The sequence below is a fragment of the Natrinema pallidum DSM 3751 genome (genome assembly GCF_000337615.1).
Taxonomy (GTDB): Archaea; Halobacteriota; Halobacteria; order Halobacteriales; family Natrialbaceae; genus Natrinema; species Natrinema pallidum.
Genome location: NZ_AOII01000074.1, coordinates 1 through 19918, shown reverse-complemented (window position 1 = coordinate 19918; position 19918 = coordinate 1). Strand labels below are relative to the sequence as shown.

19 protein-coding genes are annotated in these 19918 nt (G+C 64.5%); 9 read left to right on the top strand and 10 right to left on the bottom strand.

All coding sequences use genetic code 11. The features are described 5' to 3' along the window. The first annotated feature begins 148 nt into the window (after positions 1-148). From ilvB to leuD, 6 genes are read left to right on the top strand one after another with little or no spacing between them, the layout of a single operon-like run. Entirely contained in the window at positions 149-1957 is a 1809-nt protein-coding gene (ilvB, locus tag C487_RS12245; protein ID WP_006186089.1) for a biosynthetic-type acetolactate synthase large subunit, read from the top strand. Next, complete coding sequence (gene ilvN / locus C487_RS12240; RefSeq protein WP_006186088.1) at positions 1954-2616, top strand: acetolactate synthase small subunit; 663 nt, start codon at positions 1954-1956, stop codon at positions 2614-2616. The genes ilvB and ilvN overlap by 4 nt, the downstream gene beginning before the upstream one ends. Then, a complete protein-coding gene (ilvC, locus tag C487_RS12235) occupies positions 2609-3664 on the top strand; it encodes a ketol-acid reductoisomerase (protein WP_006186087.1) in 1056 nt (351 codons plus the stop codon). The genes ilvN and ilvC overlap by 8 nt, the downstream gene beginning before the upstream one ends. A 19-nt stretch (positions 3665-3683) precedes the next feature. Beyond that, a complete protein-coding gene (locus tag C487_RS12230; protein ID WP_006186086.1) occupies positions 3684-3968 on the top strand; it encodes a hypothetical protein in 285 nt (94 codons plus the stop codon). Beyond that, positions 3965-5386: a 3-isopropylmalate dehydratase large subunit gene (gene leuC / locus C487_RS12225; RefSeq protein WP_006186085.1), complete on the top strand. Its 1422-nt coding sequence runs from the start codon at positions 3965-3967 to the stop codon at positions 5384-5386. The genes C487_RS12230 and leuC overlap by 4 nt, the downstream gene beginning before the upstream one ends. After that, positions 5383-6018 carry a 3-isopropylmalate dehydratase small subunit gene (leuD, locus tag C487_RS12220; protein WP_006186084.1) on the top strand — a complete coding sequence of 212 codons (636 nt, stop codon included), beginning with the start codon at positions 5383-5385 and terminating at the stop codon, positions 6016-6018. Before leuC ends, leuD begins: the two co-directional genes overlap by 4 nt. Before the next feature lie 137 nt (positions 6019-6155). Here leuD and C487_RS12215 read toward each other — a convergent pair whose 3' ends face one another. Beyond that, positions 6156-6923, bottom strand: coding sequence for a hypothetical protein (locus C487_RS12215; protein WP_152422509.1), 768 nt, complete (start codon positions 6921-6923; stop codon positions 6156-6158). A 478-nt stretch (positions 6924-7401) separates the two neighbouring features. Between C487_RS12215 and leuB the strand changes: the two genes are divergently transcribed. From leuB to C487_RS12200, 3 genes are all read left to right on the top strand, one after another. Continuing rightward, positions 7402-8382 (top strand): 3-isopropylmalate dehydrogenase, encoded by a 981-nt coding sequence (gene leuB, locus C487_RS12210; RefSeq protein ID WP_006186082.1) that lies wholly within the window; start codon positions 7402-7404, stop codon positions 8380-8382. A 50-nt stretch (positions 8383-8432) separates the two neighbouring features. Next, entirely contained in the window at positions 8433-9689 is a 1257-nt protein-coding gene (locus C487_RS12205) for an MFS transporter (protein ID WP_049908123.1), read from the top strand. Positions 9690-9772: 83 nt separating this feature from the next. After that, positions 9773-10858 (top strand): alpha/beta fold hydrolase, encoded by a 1086-nt coding sequence (locus tag C487_RS12200; RefSeq protein ID WP_006186078.1) that lies wholly within the window; start codon positions 9773-9775, stop codon positions 10856-10858. A 42-nt stretch (positions 10859-10900) separates the two neighbouring features. On the opposite strand, the gene C487_RS12195 is transcribed toward C487_RS12200, so the two are convergent. From C487_RS12195 to C487_RS12155, 9 genes are all read right to left on the bottom strand, one after another. After that, a complete protein-coding gene (locus C487_RS12195) occupies positions 10901-11725 on the bottom strand; it encodes a hypothetical protein (protein WP_006186077.1) in 825 nt (274 codons plus the stop codon). A 79-nt stretch (positions 11726-11804) separates the two neighbouring features. Next, the gene (gene dph5 / locus C487_RS12190; RefSeq protein ID WP_006186076.1) at positions 11805-12578 is read right to left on the bottom strand and encodes a diphthine synthase; all 774 of its coding nucleotides are present in this window, start codon (positions 12576-12578) and stop codon (positions 11805-11807) included. A gap of 62 nt (positions 12579-12640) precedes the next feature. After that, positions 12641-13042 (bottom strand): RidA family protein, encoded by a 402-nt coding sequence (locus tag C487_RS12185; protein ID WP_006186075.1) that lies wholly within the window; start codon positions 13040-13042, stop codon positions 12641-12643. 78 nt (positions 13043-13120) lie between these two features. Then, positions 13121-13585, bottom strand: a complete 465-nt coding sequence (locus C487_RS12180) for a Rieske (2Fe-2S) protein (RefSeq protein ID WP_006186074.1) — start codon at positions 13583-13585, stop codon at positions 13121-13123. Positions 13586-13658: 73 nt separating this feature from the next. Further along, positions 13659-14567 carry an FAD-dependent oxidoreductase gene (locus C487_RS12175; protein WP_006186073.1) on the bottom strand — a complete coding sequence of 303 codons (909 nt, stop codon included), beginning with the start codon at positions 14565-14567 and terminating at the stop codon, positions 13659-13661. After that, entirely contained in the window at positions 14564-15697 is a 1134-nt protein-coding gene (locus tag C487_RS12170) for an ABC transporter substrate-binding protein (protein WP_006186072.1), read from the bottom strand. The genes C487_RS12175 and C487_RS12170 overlap by 4 nt, the downstream gene beginning before the upstream one ends. Positions 15698-15882: 185 nt before the next feature. Continuing rightward, positions 15883-17049, bottom strand: a complete 1167-nt coding sequence (locus C487_RS12165) for an ABC transporter substrate-binding protein (RefSeq protein ID WP_006186071.1) — start codon at positions 17047-17049, stop codon at positions 15883-15885. Next, positions 17046-18236, bottom strand: a complete 1191-nt coding sequence (locus C487_RS12160) for an ABC transporter substrate-binding protein (RefSeq protein WP_049908122.1) — start codon at positions 18234-18236, stop codon at positions 17046-17048. The genes C487_RS12165 and C487_RS12160 overlap by 4 nt, the downstream gene beginning before the upstream one ends. Positions 18237-18494: 258 nt before the next feature. Beyond that, positions 18495-19625 carry a FecCD family ABC transporter permease gene (locus C487_RS12155; protein ID WP_006186069.1) on the bottom strand — a complete coding sequence of 377 codons (1131 nt, stop codon included), beginning with the start codon at positions 19623-19625 and terminating at the stop codon, positions 18495-18497. Positions 19626-19918 lie beyond the last annotated feature (293 nt).

The following is a 19918-nucleotide window of genomic DNA, read 5'->3' as shown; positions in this document are numbered from 1 at the left end:
CGTATTGTAGGGGCACTATAGCCCCTCATCTAGTACTTCGTCGCTTCAGACCCGAATTCGCCGCATCGTTCTCCGAGCGACCAGCAATCCCCCAGATGACACACTACCGTACACCACCCGATCGCCGGCCAACGGCGGGAGGCAACCGATGAGCGAACGCGCAGCAAAGGTGCCGCCAGCGGAAGAGGAACAGGACGACGACCCGATCACCGACAGCGCCGCGCCCGACGCGGTCGCCGAGACCGACGACGCCGAGACGACGACCGACCCCGTCACCTCGGGTGCCGAGGCCGTCGTCCGCGCGTTGGAGAACGCGGGCGTCGAGTACGCCTTCGGCGTGCAGGGCGGGGCGATCATGCCCGTCTACGACGCGCTGTACGATTCGGACATCTACCACGTGACGATGGCCCACGAACAGGGCGCGGCCCACGCGGCCGACGCCTACGGCATCGTCTCGGGCGAGCCGGGCGTCTGTCTCGCGACGTCTGGACCCGGCGCGACCAACCTCGTGACCGGCATCGCCGACGCCGACATGGACTCGGACCCGATGCTCGCGCTGACGGGCCAGGTCCCGACGGAATTCGTCGGCAACGACGCCTTTCAGGAGACCGATACTACCGGCGTCACGACCCCGGTCACGAAGGACAACACCTTCGCGAGCGATTCGGACCGCGTCGGCAGCGACGTCAGCGAGGCGTTCGCCCTCGCCCGCGAGGGACGCCCGGGACCGACCTTGGTCGACCTGCCGAAAGACGTCACGAACGGCGAGACCGACCGCGAGCCCGACGCCCCGACCGTTCCGGATACCTATCAGGTCCAGGAGCGGGCGGAGTCGGACCTCGTCGCCGCGGCGGCCGAACGCATCGAAAACGCGTCCCGTCCGGTCATGCTGCTCGGCGGCGGCGTCATCAAAGGTGAAGCCACCGATGCCTGCCGCGAGTTCGCCATCGAACACGAGATCCCGGTCATCACCACGATGCCCGGCATCGGCGCGTTCCCGGAGGATCACGAACTCTCCCTCGAGATGGCGGGCATGCACGGCACCGGCTACGCCAACATGGCGATCACCCACTGTGACACGCTGCTCGGGATCGGCACCCGGTTCGACGACCGCCTGACCGGCGGCATCGAGACCTTCGCGCCCGACGCGGAGGTCATCCACGTCGACATCGACCCCGCCGAAATCTCGAAGAACATCTACGCCGACTATCCGCTGGTCGGCGACGCCGAAACGGTCGTCGAGCAGTTGGCCGCAGCCGTCGACGAGTCGCCCGAAGCCACGAAGTGGCGCGCCCAGTGCCAACAGTGGCAATCCGACTACTCGATGGCCTACGACGCGCCGGAGGACAAGCCGGTCCAGCCGGAGTTCGTCGTCGAGGCCTTAGACGAGGCCACGGGCGACCGCGCGATCGTCACCACCGGCGTCGGCCAACACCAGATGTGGGCCTGCCAGTACTGGACCTACACCGAGCCACGAACCTGGGTCTCGAGTCACGGGCTGGGCGCGATGGGGTACGGACTCCCCTCGGCGATCGGCGCGCGACTCGCGGCCGACGACGATCAGGAGGTCGTCTGCATCGACGGCGACGGCTCGTTCCTGATGACGCTGCAGGGTCTGTCCGTCGCCGTCCGCGAGGACCTCGACATCACCGTCGCCGTGCTCAACAACGAGTACATCGGCATGGTTCGACAGTGGCAGGACGCCTTCTTCGACGGCCGCCACTCCGCGTCGGACTACGGCTGGATGCCCGAGTTCGATAAACTCGCCGAGGCGTTCGGCGCTGAAGGGTTCCGGATCGACGACTACGACGACGTCGCCGACACGATCGACGCCGCGATCGCCTACGACGGCCCCTCAGTGATCGACGTCCACATCGATCCCGACGCGAACGTCTACCCGATGGTTCCGAGCGGCGGCGACAACGGCCAGTTCGCACTGGCGGAGGAGCAGCTATGAAGCGCGGACTCGAGGGGCCGCCGCCGGAGGAACGGCCAACCCCCGCGGGACGGCGCAACAAACAGGGCATTCGTATCGACCCCGAGGTCGAAGCGACCCACGAGCCCCGACGCACCGTCATCTCCGCGCTGGTCGAACACGAGCCCGGCGTGCTCTCGGACGTCTCGGGACTGTTCTCGAGGCGGCAGTTCAACATCGAGAGCCTGACCGTCGGCCCGACCGAAGACGAGGATCGCGCGCGAATCACGATCGTCGTCGAGGAGCCCGACCCGGGAATCGATCAGGTCGAGAAACAACTGCGCAAGCTCGTGCCGGTCATCGCCGTGCGCGAACTCGAGCCCGACGCGATGCGGCGCGAACTGGCGCTCGTGAAAGTCGCCGCCGCGGACCCCGCGGCGGTCAGCGCCGTCGCGGACATGTACGACGCGACGGCCGTCGACTCGAGTCCCGAGACTGCCACCTTCGAGATCACGGGCTCGCGACAGAAGATCGAGGCCGCGGTCGAGACGTTCAGCCAGTTCGGGATTCGAGAGATTTCCCGAACGGGGACGACGGCGCTGGCACGCGGCACGGACCGGACCGCGGCCCCCGAAACGACAGCACAGCCCGCCGACGAGGCGACCCACAACGAGACATACCAGACAGCAGACGATGACTGACGAATTCACCACCGACATGTACTACGACGATGACGCAGCCGTATCGACTCTCGACGACGACACCGTGGCCGTGCTCGGCTACGGTAGCCAGGGCCACGCCCACGCGCTGAACCTCCACGAGAGCGGGGTCGACGTGGTCGTCGGGCTGCGCGAGGGCTCGTCCTCGCGATCGGCCGCCGAAGCGGACGGGCTGCCGGTCGAGACGCCTGCCGAGGCGGTCTCTCAGGCGTCCTACGTCTCCGTGCTGGTGCCCGACACTGTGCAGGCGGACGTGTACGAGAACGCCATCGCGCCGAACCTCGAGGCGGGTGACACGCTCCAGTTCGCCCACGGGCTGAACATCCACTACAACCAGATCGAGCCGCCGGAAGACGTCGACGTGACGATGGTCGCGCCCAAGAGCCCGGGCCACCTCGTCCGGCGCAACTACGAGAACGACGAGGGGACGCCCGGTCTGCTCGCGGTCTATCAGGACACGACCGGCGACGCCGATGAGCGCGCGCTGGCGTACGCGAAAGGCATCGGCTGTACGCGAGCGGGCGTCATCGAGACGACGTTCCGGGAGGAAGTCGAATCCGACCTCTTCGGCGAGCAGGCCGTCCTCTGTGGCGGCGTCACCTCGCTGGTCAAACACGGCTACGAGACGCTGGTCGACGCCGGTTACTCGCCGGAGATCGCCTACTTCGAGTGTCTCAACGAACTCAAACTGATCGTCGATCTGATGTACGAGGGTGGCCACGCCGAGATGTGGGATTCCGTCTCCGACACCGCTGAGTACGGCGGCCTCTCCCGCGGCGACCGGATCGTCGACGAGAACGTTCGTGAGAACATGGAGGAGACCCTCGAGGAGATTCAAAACGGCGAGTTCACCCGCGAGTGGATCCTCGAGAACCAGGCCGGCCGCCCGAGCTACAACCAGCTTCGGGAGTCGGAGAAGAACCACGAGATCGAGGCGGTGGGCGAGCGCCTGCGCGATCTGTTCGCGTGGGCCGAGGACGAACCGACCGAAACCGACGACGAGTCCGTCCCGGTGCAGGCGGACGACTAACAACGATCCCCGAACGACCATGAACGAAACAGACGACACGACAGAGACGATGGCTACTGTCAGCCACACGAACCCCTACACTGGGCGGACGGCCGGCCAGCTGTTCAGCCGCGGACCGACCGTCGCAGCGGACGGTGGCGAGCCCGAATCGACCCCGACCGAGACTGACGAGGAGGACGAACGGGCGGAGCAACGAACGAAAATGCGCGACGTCGACCACACGCCGCCGAACAGTGCCGACGACGCGAACCGCGTCTTCGAGCGCGGCGTCGAGCACGGCGACACCGTAGAGGACGAGGAATGAGCGCGGAGACGCTGTACGACAAGGTCTGGGATCGCCACAAGGTCACTACCCTCCCGACCGGTCAGGACCAACTGTTCGTCGGCCTCCACCTCATCCACGAGGTCACGAGCCCGCAGGCCTTCGGCATGCTCCGCGAGCGCGACCTCGAGGTCGCGTTTCCGGACCTGACCCACGCGACGGTCGACCACATCGTGCCGACGGCGGACCAGTCCCGCCCCTACGAGGAGGACGCGGCCGAGGAGATGATGGCCGAACTCGAGGACAACGTCCGCGACGCGGGCATCGACTTTTCCGACCCGACGACGGGCGATCAGGGGATCGTCCACGTCATCGGCCCGGAGCAGGGACTGACCCAGCCCGGCAAGACGATCGTCTGCGGTGACAGCCACACCTCGACCCACGGTGCCTTCGGCGCGCTCGCGTTCGGCATCGGGACCTCCCAGATCCGCGACGTCCTCGCAACGGGGACCGTCGCCATGGAGAAACAGAAGGTCCGCAAGATCCAGGTCGACGGCGAACTCGGTGAGGGTGTCGAAGCCAAGGACATCATCCTCGAGATCATCCGTCGCTTGGGCACCGAGGGCGGCGTCGGCTACGTCTACGAGTACGCCGGCGAGGCCATCGAGAGCCTGGGCATGGAAGGGCGGATGTCGATCTGTAACATGTCTATCGAGGGCGGCGCTCGCGCGGGCTACGTCAACCCCGACGAGACCACCTACGAGTGGCTGAAACGGACCGATTACTTCCAGGAAAACCCCGAGCGGTTCGAGGAACTCAAGCCATACTGGGAGTCCATTCGCTCCGACGCGGACGCCGAGTACGACGACGTCGTCCATATCGACGCGAACGAACTCGAGCCGGTCGTCACCTGGGGAACCACGCCCGGGCAGGGGATCGGCATCTCCGATCCGATTCCGGAACCGGAGTCGCTGCCAGCGGAGAAGCAAGACACCGCTCGACGCGCCCAAGAGCACATGCGCGTCGAACCCGGCGACACGATGGAAGGCTACGACATCGACGTGGCCTTCCTCGGTTCCTGTACGAACGCCCGCCTGCCGGACCTGCGACGCGCGGCCCGGATCGTCGAGGGCCGCGAGGTCGCCGACGACGTCCGCGCGATGGTCGTCCCCGGCAGCCAGCGCGTCCAGGAGGCCGCCGAGGAGGAAGGCCTCAAGGACACCTTCGAGGAGGCCGGCTTCGAGTGGCGCAACGCCGGCTGTTCGATGTGTCTGGGCATGAACGAGGACCAACTCGAGGGCGACGAGGCTTGCGCCTCCTCCTCGAACCGGAACTTCGTCGGCCGGCAGGGATCGAAGGATGGGCGGACCGTGCTGATGAGCCCCAGAATGGTCGCGGCCGCAGCGATTACCGGCGAAGTCTCTGACGTGCGCGATCTGAAGGAGGTGAACCTCGCATGACGGATGACGTCGAGATTCCGGAAGTCAACCACGTGTCCGGTTCGGGTGTCCCGATTCGGGGCAACGACATCGACACCGACCAGATCATTCCCGCCCGGTTCATGAAGGTCGTCACCTTCGACGGGCTGGGCGAGTTCGCGTTCTTCGATCTGCGATTCGACGACGACGATAACCGGAAGGACCACCCGTTCAACGAGGCCCGCTATCAGGACTCCTCGGTGCTGGTCGTCAACAGCAACTTCGGCTGTGGTTCCTCGCGCGAGCACGCCCCGCAGGCGCTGCTGCGCTGGGGGATCGACGCGATCATCGGCGAGAGCTTCGCCGAAATCTTCGCGGGCAACTGTCTGGCCCTCGGGATTCCGACCGTCACGGCCGACAGCGAGACCATCGCGGACCTCCAGGACTGGGTCGACGCGAACCCCGACGGCGAACTCGAGATCGACATCGAGGCCGAGGAAGTGACCTACGGGGACGAGACGATCGCCGTCACCGTCGACGACGCCCAGCGGAAGGCCCTCGTCGAGGGCGTCTGGGACACGACGGCGCTGATGAAGTCCAACGCGGCGGCCGTTCGTGAGACGGCTCGCGAACTGCCCTACGTCGACGACGCGGCGATCCCCGACGCCGAGTAGGAGCGGGGTGTTTTCCGACGCCGTGGTCGCCGGTAACCGCCATCAGCCGTTTCGTTCGGCTGTCGTGTCCCCCGCGATCGGCGGCGTGCAGTCGCGATGACACACCTGCGCCGACAGGAGATCGCCGAAAGCGCGACTTATGAGTTACTCAGGAATGTGATTTCTGCTGGTGGATCAGTGGCAACGAGGTCGTCGTCAGTCGTACCGGATAGCGGAAACCTCGAGTCGTCCGCCGTCTTAACTCCCCAGTCGTCCTTTTCCGACGAACTCATCTCATCAAACCGAGTATCCGGGGTGGGGACTTCGATCTCGAAACCGGCGACAGGTGCGTCCGGAGCACCACCACCCCCCTTATGTCTCCATGTCGTTCGGAAGACAGCTTCGGCGGACCGATTATTGTGTCCGTCGTGGTTTACCTTCTCGAGTGGTTTGAACGTCTGTGAATCCGTATAGGGGTACGACTCGCCGTCACGGAGATTTCCGGAGTTGTCGTTATCGTAGTCCCACTTGTACGTCGTCGTGTATCCGGGATCCTTTTGATCGTATAACGTCTGAACGAGCGCGCTTCCGCCGTCGAATAGATCTTTGAGGGTTCCGACACCGGGAGTGTTGCCTACCAGGAAGTCGACGCCCCACGTGAAAAATTCATTCGGGCTCTCGTTTGCGTCGCTTGCGACCCCAGGACAACACTCGAGATACTCATTTTCCCGATCCGAAAGCAACCAGCCATCAGAAATCGTTTTCACGTTCAATTCGGACTCTGTGATCCAGCCTTCCGTTGTATAGACTGGATCTCCGCGTGAATCCCTGCCTGTCTGGCGGTTTGCTTCATGTGCGGTCGTTATAACCGGATTGTGCTCGAAATGCCCGTCGGAACTCCAGCTGATGTAGTAGTCGAGATTCAAATTCGAGATACTCCGATATCGTTCGTCGTATCCGTCCTCCCATGTGGACTCACGATCTCGGAGTGGCCATGATTGATCGGAGTATGCGGTAACGGTGCTGATTGCGGTGGAACCACCAAGAATCGCAGCAGCTCCAAGTGAGGCCGATTTAAGGAATCGCCGTCGCCCTTTCTGTGAGGTATTAATCATTTTCGACACTACATCATGGTCTCGGTCACTTATGTTTTTCTAATATATAAATAAAAATATAATACATTACTTGTACAAACAGATGTGACGACTTACTATACCCCAACCGGCAGAAATAGTCAAGAGTGATCGAAACCATCCGTGACGGGGGTCTCACCATAGAGTTCGCATTCGATCGGGCTCGATTCGTTACGTGATTTGCTGTGAACGAGACTGCGGACGCGAGCGACGTACACGTCTCGCCGTCGGTATCGATACCCTCTTTTCGGCTCCCCATCGATGAGTGAGTATGACTCACGAAATCGCCGTCATTCCGGGCGACGGGATCGGACGGGAAGTGACACCCGCCGCGGTCGACGTACTCGAGGCCCTCGAGATCGACTTCGAGTTCGTCGAGGCCGACGCGGGCGACGCGGTACGGGAGGAGACCGGCGAGGCGCTGCCCCAGGAGACCTACGACCTCGCGGCGTCGGCGGACGCGACGCTGTTCGGCGCGGCCGGTGACACCGCGGCGGACGTCATCCTGCCGCTCCGCACGGCGGTCGACTCGTTCGTCAACATCCGCCCCGCAAAGGCCTATCCCGGTATCGACGCGGTGCGTCCCGAGACGGACCTGGTCTTCCTCCGAGAGAACACCGAGGGCGTCTACGCGGGCCACGAGGACCGCCTGACGCAGGACGTCTCGACGCTCACCCGCGTCGTCACGGAGTCGGCCTCGGAACGGCTCGCCGAGTTCGCCTGCGAGTACGTCGACGGCGACGACCACGACGGCTTCTCGATCGTTCACAAGGCGAACGTCATGCGCGAAACGGACGGCCTCTTCCGCGATACCGTCGTCTCGGTCGCCGATGAGCACGGCGTCGAGACCGATCAGGTCCTGATGGACGCCTTCGCAACACGGGTCTGTCTCGATCCCGACCAGTTCGACGTGGTCGTCTGCCCGAACCTCGCGGGTGATGTCCTTTCGGACCTCGCGGCCGGCCTCGTCGGCGGCCTCGGCCTCCTGCCCAGTGCCAACGTCGGCCCCGATCGCGCTCTGTTCGAACCCGTCCACGGCACCGCCCCCGACATCGCCGGACAGGGGATCGCGAACCCTGCCGCGACGATCGTTTCCGCCGCCATGCTGCTCGAGTACCTCGGCTACGACGAGAAGAGCGCGGCCGTCCACGAGGCCGTCGAGGCGACGCTCGAGAACGGACCGCGGACGCCGGATCTGGGCGGCGACGCCTCGACCGCGGACGTGACTGCAGCGATCATCGACCGGCTGTAAGCGACGGCTCGCTCGCCGTTTTTTAGTGGCCCGCCACCGCCGAAGCGAGTATGGATCGGAACGACAGGGCGGTAACCGCCTTTGCCATGCTCGGCCACGCCGTCTTCCACACCTACGAGCTGGTGATCCCGATCTTCGTCGTCAGCTGGCTCGAGGCGTTCTCGACGACGCCGGCGTTTCTCGGCGTCATAGTCGGCGCGAGCTACGCTCTGATCGGCGTCGGCGCGCTCCCGACGGGGCTGCTGGCAGATCGGGTTCGTTCCAAGCGGCTCATCCTCGCCTGTCTGCTCGGGATGGGCGGTGCCTTCGGGCTCGTTGCCGCCGCCCCGACTATCGGCGTTCTGACGGTCGGATTGCTGGTGTGGGGCGCGGCGGCGAGCCTCTATCATCCGGCGGGCCTGGCGCTGCTCAGCCGCGGAACGAAAGAACGGGGCACCGCATTCGCGTACCACGGCGTTGCGGGCAACGTCGGCGTCGCGACCGGGCCGTTGCTCGCGGCGGTTCTGCTGGCGTTCGTCGGCTGGCGGACCGTCGCTGCCCTGCTCCTGGTGCCGGTCCTCCTCGCGGCGGTCGTCGGGGCGCGACTGGAGTTCGACGAGACCGCCGGTACCTCGGCTCGCGGCGCGGACGATGCCACGGCTGGCGAGGGGCCGCACGGCCTCGCGGCCTTCCTCGCGGGTTCGCGGCGGCTGTTTACCGTCGGCTTCGGCCTCGTCTTCGCGATCGGTATCCTCTACGGCGTCTCCTACCGGGCGACGTTTACCTTCCTGCCGGACATCCTGGCGACCCTGCCGCTGCTCGACCCGATCACGTTCGTCGGCCGCTCGTTCGAACCCAGCCAGTACGTCTACTCGGGGCTCTTGCTCGTCGGCGGGTTCGGCCAGTACGTCGGTGGCAAACTCGTCGACCGCGCGCGACTCGAGACCGTCCTCGTGGGCGGCTACGTCGCCCTGGCCGCCGTCGCGCTCGCGTTCGTGCCGTCGACGAAGGCGGGGCTGGCCCCGCTGTTGGTCGTCGTGGGCGTCCTCGGATTCCTCACGTTCATGATCGCACCGATCAACCAGGAAGCGATCTCGACGTACACGCCGGCCGATGCGAGGGGTCTCTCCTTCGGCTACACGTACACCGCGATCTTTGGGGTCGGTGCGCTCGGGTCGTCGCTCGCGGGTCTGATTCTGACGCGGTCGACGCCGACGGCGCTGTTCGTCGTCGTCGCCGCCTGCGCCGTGATCGCCGCCGTTATCGGCGGGACGCTCCGTCGCCGCTCCCCTCGGCGGCCTCGAGACGGCGTCACCGCGGACGATTGAGCCGGCGCAGTCGGGTCGATCGAACGGCTCAGCGATCGAGTCTCGGCCCGGGAGTTATCAGGGGAGCCGTAGTACCGGCGGCCATGCCTCGAGACGACACCCTCGCCGGGGTCGACTCGCGAACCGTCGACACCGGCCGCCTTGACACTCATTTCCTTGCGTCGGGTGGGACCGATCGAGCCACCGACGGCGGCCGGACGATCGTCTTTCTCCACGGCAACGTCTCGTCCTCGCGGTTCTTCGAGGACGTACTGGCGGCGCTCCCGGGGCGTCACCGCGCGATCGCGCCCGATCTACGAGGGTTCGGTAATTCGGAGCCGAAACCGATCGACGCGACGAACGGGCTCGGCGACTTCGAGGCCGACGTTCGTGCGCTGGTCGTCGAACTCGGCCTCGAGAGCCCCCTCGTCCTCGTCGGCTGGTCCAACGGCGGCGGGGCCGCCATGCGGTACGCGATCGACCACCCCGATGACGTCGCCGAACTCGTACTCGTCAATCCGCTCTCGCCGTACGGTTTCGGCGGGACGAAGGGGACCGAGGGAACACCGTGTTTCGACGATTACGCCGGCTCCGGCGGTGGACTCGCGAACGACGGATTCGTCGCGGGGCTGGCGAACCGCGACCGGAGCGAGGAGGGGCGGACCGTGCCGCGGAAAGTACTACGAACCTACTACGTCGATCCGACCCACGAGTTCGACGACGACCGGGAGGAATCGTATCTGACGGGGATGCTCGACACGGCGACCGGTGACGGGCACTATCCGGGCTCGTGGGAGCCAAGCGACAACTGGCCCGGCATCGCACCGGGCGAGATCGGCGTGAACAATGCCATCTCGCCCAAATACTGCGATCTCGAGGCGATTACCGAGATCGATCCCGACGAGAAACCGTCCGTGCTGTGGATCCGCGGCGATTCCGACCAAATCGTCTCGAACGCCTCCCTGTTCGATCTCGGGACGCTCGGCCGAATGGGGGAGCTCCCGGACTGGCCCGGCGAGGACGTCTTCCCGCCCCAGCCCATGGTCGACCAGACCCGCGCCGTCCTCGAGACCTACGCGGATCGCGGCGGCGAGTTCGAGGAGGTCGTCTTCGGCAACACGGGGCACACGCCGCAGCTCGAGGTCCCCGGCGACTTCATGGATCGGCTCGAGGCCGTCCTACACGGCTGAGGGGGACATGGACCCGCCCGCGTTCGGACGTGCCGTCCGGCGCTACGGTCGGGCGTTTCGCGCCGCAGTCGCGTCCCGTTCCGTTTCCGCTTCCGCTTCGTCGGTCGCTCCCTCACTGCGCATCGATCGCAGCGTCGACAGGCCGCCTTTTCGGGTCACCCCTTTCGAGATTCTGACGCCGTCGAACGTCCCCTCCCAGCGGCTGTCGCTCGCGCCGAGATGGTCCATGTAGTACGCGAACGCACCGAGCCACAGGAGGACGGCCGTGAGTACGAGGAAGGCGATCCCCGAGACGATCGGGGACGGTCCGACCGCGCCGACCGCGATGCCGGCGACGACGTAGACGAACGCGGCGATCACCATGAGGACGGTGATCGTCGCGAACATGTCGTTGACGGCCGTCACCCGGGCGTTGTACTCGATCCAGCGCCCGTAGCTGCGGAGCAGTCGCACTTCGAACCGATCCGCGTCGGCCGCGGGATCGGCTCGAGCCGTCGCGAGCGCGACGTCGACCGCATCGCCGTCGATGCCGCCCCGGAGGTTCGAGGCGGTGTACGTCACGCCGGCGAGTCCCGTCGACGCCAGCAGGAGGAGCGCGCTGGCGATCGTAAAGGGGTTGATGAAGGGATCGACGTCGAGTTGTGTCTGGACCACGATCGAACCGCCCGTGACGACCAGCCCGATCAACAGGAGGTTCGCCTTCAGGATCTCGATCGCCTTCTCGTCGATCTCTTGGATGCGCTCGACCTGATAGTCGAACGTGATTCGCAGTTCCTCGCGGGCCAACTCGAGCGTCTCTCGGTCGAGGTCATCCCCCGCCATCGTCGATCCGTTGGGATCGGGCTCCCCGTCGTCCCGACTATTCATCGGTCATCGTTTTTCACTCCGATGGTAAATAACCGCCTCCGATCCCGATCGAACCACCGCCGTCCGGACGGAGTCGGTTTCAGGCGATCTCGAGGGCGTCCCGGTCGGCCCCCGCCAGTTCGACCAGTGCGTCGGCCTCGAGCAGGTGACACTCGCCTGGCACGACGAGTAAATGCAGCGGCTCGCCGAACTCCCGAGCCGCCAGCTCGGACATCGTCCCGGCCTCGACGAGCGGATCGGGGCTGCCAGCACGGGCGACGACGACGCCCACGAGGTCGGGATACTCCTCGGCGAGCAGTGTTGCACCCGTGTCGGCGGTCATGTACTCCTCCCGTTCCGTCTTGATATCCAGATAGACGACCGTGTGCAGGCCGTCGGCCCGGTTGTCGTCGATCGTCTCCGTCACGCTCGCGGGGAGACCCTCGGCCCCGTGGGCGTAGGGGAAGGGCAGCGTCGTCGCTTTTCCAAAGCGGTAGTTCTGCAGGCCAGTCAGCGCGCTGGTGGCCGTCTGGGCGGTGACGCCGTGGATCACGCGGGTCTCGATGCCGCGGTCGTGAGCCCGCAGGCGGAGGTCGACGTGAGTCGTCGAGATCATCGTGTCGCCCGCGGTGAGGAACGCGATGTCCTCTCCCTCGGCCGCCTCGAGCATGTCGTCCGGGTGTTGTTCGACCCCAGCGCGGTCCCGGACCTCGATCTCGATGTCGTGATGGGACTCGAGGTCGTCGATCGTCGTCCCGATCAGTTTACTCGTGTAGAACTCGGCGTAGACGCGGTCGGCCGCCTGAAGCGCCTCTCGGCCCTCGACGGTGATCGAGCGCTCGTCGTAGAGTCCGAGACCGATGAAGGTGAGCATAGGCGGTCGTACTGCCAGCGCCCGGAATACCCTTTCGAGACGACGGCCGAACCGGTGCCGACCTACCCGTCTCGTTGCTCGTCGACGACTGCTACCGCCTCGATCTCGACCACGTGCTCCGGCTCGATCAACCGCTGGACCTCGACCATGCTGCAGGCGGGACGACCGTCGGCGAAGAACTCGCCGTGGGCCTCGCCGATCGCTTCCCAGTCGTCGATGTCCGTCACGAAGAGCCGCGTGCGGACCACGTCCTCGAGCGTCGCGCCCGCCTCTTCGAGCGCATCCTCGACGATCTCGAGCGCTCGGACGGTCTGGGCGTACGGATCGCCGGGTGCGACGACGGCTCCGTCCTTGTCGGTCGCCGTCGTCCCTGAGACGTGGACCTGCGAGCCGGCGCGGACGGCACGGGAGTATCCGACCTGTGGTTCCCACTCGGTACCGCTCGAGACAGTTCGTTTGTCCATACGTCGAACCAGCCCGCGGTGAGTGAAAAGCCCTGTTTGACGCCGACGGTACCGCTCGAGCCGTTGGTATCGATCCGATCAGAACCCGATATGCGATGTCGACGCGGGATCGTCGTCATCGTCTCCGCCGTCGATGCCACCCTCATGAGCGAAGCTCACGTCGCCGTCGGTCAGATAGACGATCCCGTCGTCGACAGTGATCTCGATCGACGGCAGCGTCGTGTCGGCCGCCTCGCCGTTGTCGCAGTAGCCCGAGCAGGAGTCAAACATCGAGCCGTGTTTCGGACAGATGAGCTGGCCGTCGCGCATTGCGACCCCGCGACCCGTATCGAACCGCTGCGCCTCGTGCGTACAGCGGTTGATCCACGCTTTGACACCGTCATCAGCCCCTGATTGACTACTCGTGGAGCCGCGCCCGTCGCTGCCCTCGCAGGGGACGAGGATCGCTTCGTCGGGTTCGCCGTACTGATCCCGAACCGTAAACAGCCACGATCGGTTCTCGTAGACCGTCTCGACGGTCGTGAGTCGCGTCCGGTCGTTCATCTCGAGCGAACAGTACGGGCGTCCAACAGAAAACGGTCCCGGCGACACACCACGACGACCCGGCTTCGGTCGCTCACTCGCCCTCGATTTCCCGTGCCGCCTGCCGGATCAGGTCGTCGTCGATGTGCTCGAGCAGTCGTTTCTGCCCGCGTTCAGTCCGGCGCTCGATCTCGTCCGCCGAGAGATGCGTCGCGAGCCTGCGATCGACCTCCCGATCACGGAGTTCGGCGAGTCGCGCCGCCTCGAGGTCGTGATCGTCGGGCAATCGCTCGTCGAAGCGCTCGCCCAACTGCTCGCGGTCGCTCCGCTCGTCGTCGAGTTCCGCCGCTCGACGCATCCAATCGTAGTGGTTCGCTATCGGGTCGGGGTAGCCCCGCTCTCGTCGAACGGCCTCGACGACGGTGATGCCCACGCGCGTGCCGCGACCGGCGGCCATACTCGCCTGGTAGCCGGTCTCTCCGTACGGTGATGCGACGAAGAGCCCGTCGACCGGCGTGGTCCCGTCGCGCTCGGCGTAGCTCTTGTCGAAGTGCTCGCGTTCCTCGCCGTCGTACTCGAACGTCTCGAACATCGCCGTCTCGTCGTCGAGCCCGCGCATGTACTCGCCGTCGTAGCGCGTCGCCGCGATCACCCGCCGAGCGGTGACCCGGTCCCCGTCCTGCGTGCGAACGCGGAACCCCTGCTGATCCTCGGCGCGCTCGAGTGACTCGACGAGGTCGGCGACGATCTCACATCCCGCTTGCTCGGCGTGGTCGTGTATCAGTCCGGACAGCGTCTCGATGTCGATCCCCGCCGGGAAGCCGAGATAGTTCTCGAGGTAGGCGCAGCGCCGAATCGAGGACCGCCCGCGGTCGAAGACGACCGTGTCCAGGCCGTATCGGGCGGTGAAGACGCCGGCTGCACAGCCCGCGGGACCGCCGCCGACCACGACGACATCGTGATCGAACGCCTCCTCGCGGTGGCCCGTCTCCGACGACCTCATCGTTCGAACGCTCCGGTGACGATATCCGCGACCCGTTGGCGGTCGAACAGCCGTTCGTTCCCGAACTCCTCGGGGTAGAGGTCACGAGCCGCTCGCTCGAGCTGGAAGAGGTGGATGATCGGCCCCTGGTAGGTCAGGCCGCCGTAAATGACGCGGTCGTTTTGGACCGCCCGCAACTCGCTCGCGACGTCGTGGTTCCGGAGGTGTGAGACGATCTCGTCGTCGAAGTACGCCTGCGTAATTTCGCCTTGCATCCTGATCGCGATGGCGTCCGGATCGATCTCCAACAGCGTTTCGTAGTCGATGATGCCCCCGCCAGCCTGCGCGTCCGTGATGCCGTTCCGAGCGAGACTGTCTCCGACGTTCAGGTCGTTCCAGTGTTTGGACTGCGTCCCGGAGCCGATCAGGTACGGGTAGAACGATTCCGGCGGCACCTCGGCCGGGTAGAGAACCGCGATGTTCGGCGTTTCATCCGGAATCCGTGCTCGAACGGCCGCGAGCACGTCGTCGTGATACTGCTTGAAGGCCTCGTACCGTGCCTGCTCTTGGAACACGTCTGCGACCGTTTCGAACGCCTCGTACATCGTGTACGCCGTGTAGTCGTGCCAGTCGTAGGCGCGAGAGAAGATCGTGTTACCGACGAACGGCGCGACTGTCTCTCGGATCTCGTCAATGTCGGTTTGACTCCACTGGAGGCGGTTTACCATGAAGTTCGGGTCGATGAGGTGGACGTCGGCCCCGAGTTCGTAGAAGATTTCCTTGCCAGTGCCGTCCCGATAGAGTTCGATGAGGTCGTTCTCGTCGACGGAGACGCCCGGTAGCTCTTCGTAGACGTGTGATGCGAACCGAGCGTGGACGCCGACGGCTGCCAGTCCATCGCCCTGGCCGAGTGCGACGCCCATGTCCGCGTAATCACCCGTGTAGGGGACCCACGTTTCGGGAACCGCGTCGAACTCGACGGTACCGACGGGCTCCATCGTCACCGAATACGATCCGTCCGTGTCCGCGGGTGACTCCGTTCCCGGATCGCCCGTACAGCCGGCAAGCAGTCCGCCGCCGAGGACGGTGCCGCCGTATTCCAGTGCATCTCTGCGCGTCGGCCCCGCAGTCGTATCGTCGGTCTCTCTCATAGATCGCTCTCTCCATTACCGATGTCCGTCCCGCTGGTACTCGAACCCCCGTGTGGCCCCACGGAGGCGGAACGGTTGCCGCTCTTTCCGTCCGAGAGGACCCGCGATTCCGAACGCGTGCGGGCTCGAGACGACTCTTTCGGCTCGCAGACGGCCCCTGTAATCGCCCACTCTCGAGCGCGCATTCACTGTGCCCCCGTGATGATATCCGCGACCGCCTGGCGGTCGAACAGGTCGTTCCCACTGGTGATGTCGCCGAACGTGTCCGGGTAGAGTTGTTTCGCCCCGCGTTCGGTCAGGAAGAGATTGTGGATCGGTCCCTGACGGAGATACCCGCCCCGATAGACACGGCCGTTCCTGACGGCTGTCAGTTCAGTAGCGATGGGGTGGTCTCGCATGTACTCGAGGACCGTTTCGCGGAACGCCGACGCCGACTTTTGTTCGTGCCCGCGAACGAGGAGGACATCGGGATCGATCTCGAGAAGGATCTCGTAATCGAGCTCGCTGCGGTTCTCGGTGCTAAGATTCTCGATGCCGGTCCCGGTGAGCGCGTCCGTAACGCCGAGGTCGTTCCACTGCTTTTTGCTCGTTCCCGTATCATCGAGTCGGTAGGGCGAGAACGTTTCGGGTTCGTCCGTTCCTTCGTACGTCAGAAGAACGGTCGGGCGCTCGTCCGCGGGCGGAAGTCGCGACTGAACGTCGGCGATAAACTCGTCGTGGAGTCGTTTGAGAGCCTCGAACCGCTCTCTTTCCTGGAACAGTGTCGCCATCTTTTCGAACGCCTGGTACAGCGTGTAGTATCGGTATTCGTGCCAACTGTCGGACTGTCTGAAAATCATGTTCCCGACGAACGGGCCGACGGCTTCGCTGACTTCGTCGATATCGGATTGCTCCCAGTCGAACCAGTTGCGTAGCATTCCAGTGTCGATGACGTGGACATCGTTGTCCATCTCGTAGAACAGTTCTTTGTCCATCCCCGCCTCGACCAAGTCGTTCGTCCCGATCCGCTCGCGATCGACGCTCACACCCGGGAGTTCGTCATAGATATCTGTATCGTACTCACCGGCCTGACCGATCCCGGTCATTCCGTCCGCCTGCCCCAGCGCAACGCCCATATCGGCGTAATCCCCGCCGTACGGAACCCATTTCGTCGGGACGGATTCGAACGTCACCTCGCCCATCGGTTCCATCGTCACCGAGTGTAAGCCGTTCGTGGATGGGTCAGGCTGTTCGCTCTGGCCAACGAGGTCCGAACAGCCCGCAAGGGAAACGCCGGTCACGAGCGCCCCGCCGTATTGTAGTGCGTCTCTGCGCGTCGGTGCCGCGGTCGTGCTCTCGTTTTCGTCGGTCATGCGTTGCTGCCTCCAGTGATGATATCGGCAACCGCTTGTCGATCGAACAACTGTTCGTCCGCGGGAATCTCTGGATACGGCCCCTCAGTATAGGCCGGCCACTCGCCGAAGTGCTCTGGATAGAGCTGTTTGGCCGTCATCTCGAGTTGGAACAGGTTCAGGATCGGCCCTTGATACCGCGCCCCCTGGGCGTAGACTCGACCGGCGTCGACCGCGGAGAGTTGCTGTCCGACAGCGTGGGTCCGTAACCCTGCTCGAATCCTGGGCATCTCCGTTTCTGGGTGCATCCCGCCCAGTACGAAGATGACGTCCGGATCCGCCTCGAGTAGCATCTCCATGTCGACTGCGTCACCGGAGGAAACCTCGTCACCGAAGCCATCGGTCGGCGCGAGCGGACGGACATGTGCGGTCAGGAAGCCGGGCGTATCAACAGTGTAAACGTACGGACTCTCGATATCGCTGAACCCAGCCAGCACCGCGGTCGGCCGGTCGCGTTCCGGGGGAAGGTTTTCTTCGATCGTCTCCAGCAGGTTCGTGTGGATCGTCGAGAGCGCCTCGTACCGCGACTCCTCCCGGAATACTGTTGCGACCTTCTCGAACATCTCCCAGAGGGTGTAATACTGGTAGCGGTCGACCCAGTCGGCTGGCGGCTGGTCACGTCTATCGCTGAATTTGTTACCGAACCACGGTGAAATGCGGTCTCGTACCTCAGCGATGTCCTCGGTGTCCCAGCTATCGAGGGCGTCCACGCTCGCCGGGTCGGCGAGGTGAACATCGCTGTCGAGCTGGTAGAGAGTCTCCTTGTCCGGGTCCCAGGACGAGTACAACCCGCTCCAATCCACCGTCACACCGGGTAGTCGGTCAGTGAATTGGGCCCACAACTGATCGTAGTACTCGGGCGCGTGCATCGCGTTCACGTCGTCCCCACGTCCGAGGGCGAACGCCATTCCCGCCAGATGGGTCAGTCGCGTGAATATGCTCACTGGCGGCGAGTCGAACTCGACGGCTCCCATCGGAGCCATCGTGACCGAATACGAACCGCTGCTGGACGGTCCCGCGGTCCCGTCCCCCTTGCCCTGACCGGCTAGGTCCGAACATCCCGAGAGGGTGACACCGGCTGTGAGCGTCATGCCGTATTTTAGTGTATCTCTGCGCGTCGGTGGCCCGCGTCTCGTTTCGTCTCCCATTAGGGTTTAGGCTCACCTAAAAACTAATAAGCTCTCTGTTTTAGGATGTCCTAAACCAGTGGTTCGCAATCGGCTACGCCGCGAGCAGCGTGGTGTTTCGCTCGATGACCCGTCCGTCTGCCAGCGAAACGACCGTGTCGACTTTCCGGACAGTTCGCACGTTTTGGGCACGTACCAGCGTCGTCCGGCCGGCGGGGTTCGAAGGGAAGCCTCGGCCAGGCGATCCGTTGGTGCTGCTCGCCCGACATCCGTTCACCGTCAGATTTCACCCATGTTTTCCTGTTTTCGCATCAGATAGAGGAAGTACGGACCACCGAGGAGGCCGGTGACGATGCCGACGGGGACCTGGGTCGGACTCAGCGCGAGTCGCGCGCCCACGTCGGCACCGACCATCAGCGCCGGCCCGACGAACAGACAGCCGACGATCAGCTTCTTCGAGTCGCTCCCGACGAGGTTTCGGACCATGTGCGGGACGATAAGACCGACGAATCCGACGATGCCGGCGACCGCGATGCTCGCCGCCGCCGCGAGGACCGCGACGCCGGACAGCGCGAACCGGACCTTCTCGATCGACATCCCCAGCGATTTCGCCGTCCGTTCGCCGAGGAGGAGGACGTTCATCTGGCGCGACCCCGCGATGGAGAGCAAGACGACCACGACCGTCCACGGAAGCACGAGTCGGACCTGTTCCCAGTCCGACCCAGTGAGCGAACCCGTGGTCCACGCGATGGCCGACTGGACGATGCCGATATCGTCCGCGAAGAAAAACAGCGCCGTCTGAAGCGAGCCGAAGACCGTCCCGACGATCACCCCTGCGAGGACCAGCCGAACCGGGGACGTTCCGTTCTTCCAGGCGATCACGTAGACGATGAGAAAGGCACCGGCACCTCCCAGAGCGGCGATCAACGGAAGAAACGCCGTCAGACTCCCGAATACGACAAGCGTTAGCAAGATCATCAATCCCGCACCGGAAGAGACACCGAGAATGAACGGGCTCGCGAGTTCGTTCCGAGTTACGGCCTGGAAAATTGCCCCGGAAACGCCGAGGTTCATTCCGACGAGGGCCCCAACCAAGACCCGGGGAAGCCGAATGTTCCAGACGATGAGGCTTTCCTGACTCATCTCTGGCATCGCCTCTCCCAGCAAGAAGGCGTCCCAAGCCTGCGGATTGAACACGACATTCGGGTTGAATACCGCACGCCACGCCTCGAGGAACGTCATCGAGTACGCACCGAAGCTCACCTGGATCAGTCCGCCAGCGACGACGATAGCGAGGCTACCGAGTACCACCGTGAGGAGTGCCGGATCGAAGAGCCAACCGACCCGTGTCTCGTTTCGCGTCGATGTCGCGGTCCGATCCGTCTCGATTCGTGAGCGTTCCCCGCTCATCGCGGACCCTCATCGAGCGGTTCGACTGGGATCGTGTGCGAAACCCGGTCCCGTCTTCCGTTTATCGCCCCATGGTCTCCGGGGGACGCCAAACATCTCGAGAGCGACACGCTGCGGACGATCGGCGTGTCGTATTGTCGGTGGTGTCGACCAGTCGGTGTGTCGATGTCCCCGATTTCGTTCATCGTATTGCTTTAGGCCAACCGTATGTGTTTACCCCCAGAAATCGCAGGAGGACAGTAGGTTCAAAATCGGGGAATTGTATGTGTTTACCCCCAGAAATCGCAGGAGGA

What these genes read in the sequence shown, in the direction of transcription:
- ilvB (WP_006186089.1), top strand. Translation starts at nt 149, where the DNA reads ATGAGCGAACGCGCAGCAAAGGTGCCGCCAGCGGAAGAGGAACAGGAC.
- ilvN (WP_006186088.1), top strand. Translation starts at nt 1,954, where the DNA reads ATGAAGCGCGGACTCGAGGGGCCGCCGCCGGAGGAACGGCCAACCCCC.
- ilvC (WP_006186087.1), top strand. Translation starts at nt 2,609, where the DNA reads ATGACTGACGAATTCACCACCGACATGTACTACGACGATGACGCAGCC.
- C487_RS12230 (WP_006186086.1), top strand. Translation starts at nt 3,684, where the DNA reads ATGAACGAAACAGACGACACGACAGAGACGATGGCTACTGTCAGCCAC.
- leuC (WP_006186085.1), top strand. Translation starts at nt 3,965, where the DNA reads ATGAGCGCGGAGACGCTGTACGACAAGGTCTGGGATCGCCACAAGGTC.
- leuD (WP_006186084.1), top strand. Translation starts at nt 5,383, where the DNA reads ATGACGGATGACGTCGAGATTCCGGAAGTCAACCACGTGTCCGGTTCG.
- leuB (WP_006186082.1), top strand. Translation starts at nt 7,402, where the DNA reads ATGACTCACGAAATCGCCGTCATTCCGGGCGACGGGATCGGACGGGAA.
- C487_RS12205 (WP_049908123.1), top strand. Translation starts at nt 8,433, where the DNA reads ATGGATCGGAACGACAGGGCGGTAACCGCCTTTGCCATGCTCGGCCAC.
- C487_RS12200 (WP_006186078.1), top strand. Translation starts at nt 9,773, where the DNA reads ATGCCTCGAGACGACACCCTCGCCGGGGTCGACTCGCGAACCGTCGAC.
- C487_RS12195 (WP_006186077.1), bottom strand. Translation starts at nt 11,725, where the DNA reads ATGAATAGTCGGGACGACGGGGAGCCCGATCCCAACGGATCGACGATG.
- dph5 (WP_006186076.1), bottom strand. Translation starts at nt 12,578, where the DNA reads ATGCTCACCTTCATCGGTCTCGGACTCTACGACGAGCGCTCGATCACC.
- C487_RS12185 (WP_006186075.1), bottom strand. Translation starts at nt 13,042, where the DNA reads ATGGACAAACGAACTGTCTCGAGCGGTACCGAGTGGGAACCACAGGTC.
- C487_RS12180 (WP_006186074.1), bottom strand. Translation starts at nt 13,585, where the DNA reads ATGAACGACCGGACGCGACTCACGACCGTCGAGACGGTCTACGAGAAC.
- C487_RS12175 (WP_006186073.1), bottom strand. Translation starts at nt 14,567, where the DNA reads ATGAGGTCGTCGGAGACGGGCCACCGCGAGGAGGCGTTCGATCACGAT.
- C487_RS12170 (WP_006186072.1), bottom strand. Translation starts at nt 15,697, where the DNA reads ATGAGAGAGACCGACGATACGACTGCGGGGCCGACGCGCAGAGATGCA.
- C487_RS12165 (WP_006186071.1), bottom strand. Translation starts at nt 17,049, where the DNA reads ATGACCGACGAAAACGAGAGCACGACCGCGGCACCGACGCGCAGAGAC.
- C487_RS12160 (WP_049908122.1), bottom strand. Translation starts at nt 18,236, where the DNA reads ATGGGAGACGAAACGAGACGCGGGCCACCGACGCGCAGAGATACACTA.
- C487_RS12155 (WP_006186069.1), bottom strand. Translation starts at nt 19,625, where the DNA reads ATGAGCGGGGAACGCTCACGAATCGAGACGGATCGGACCGCGACATCG.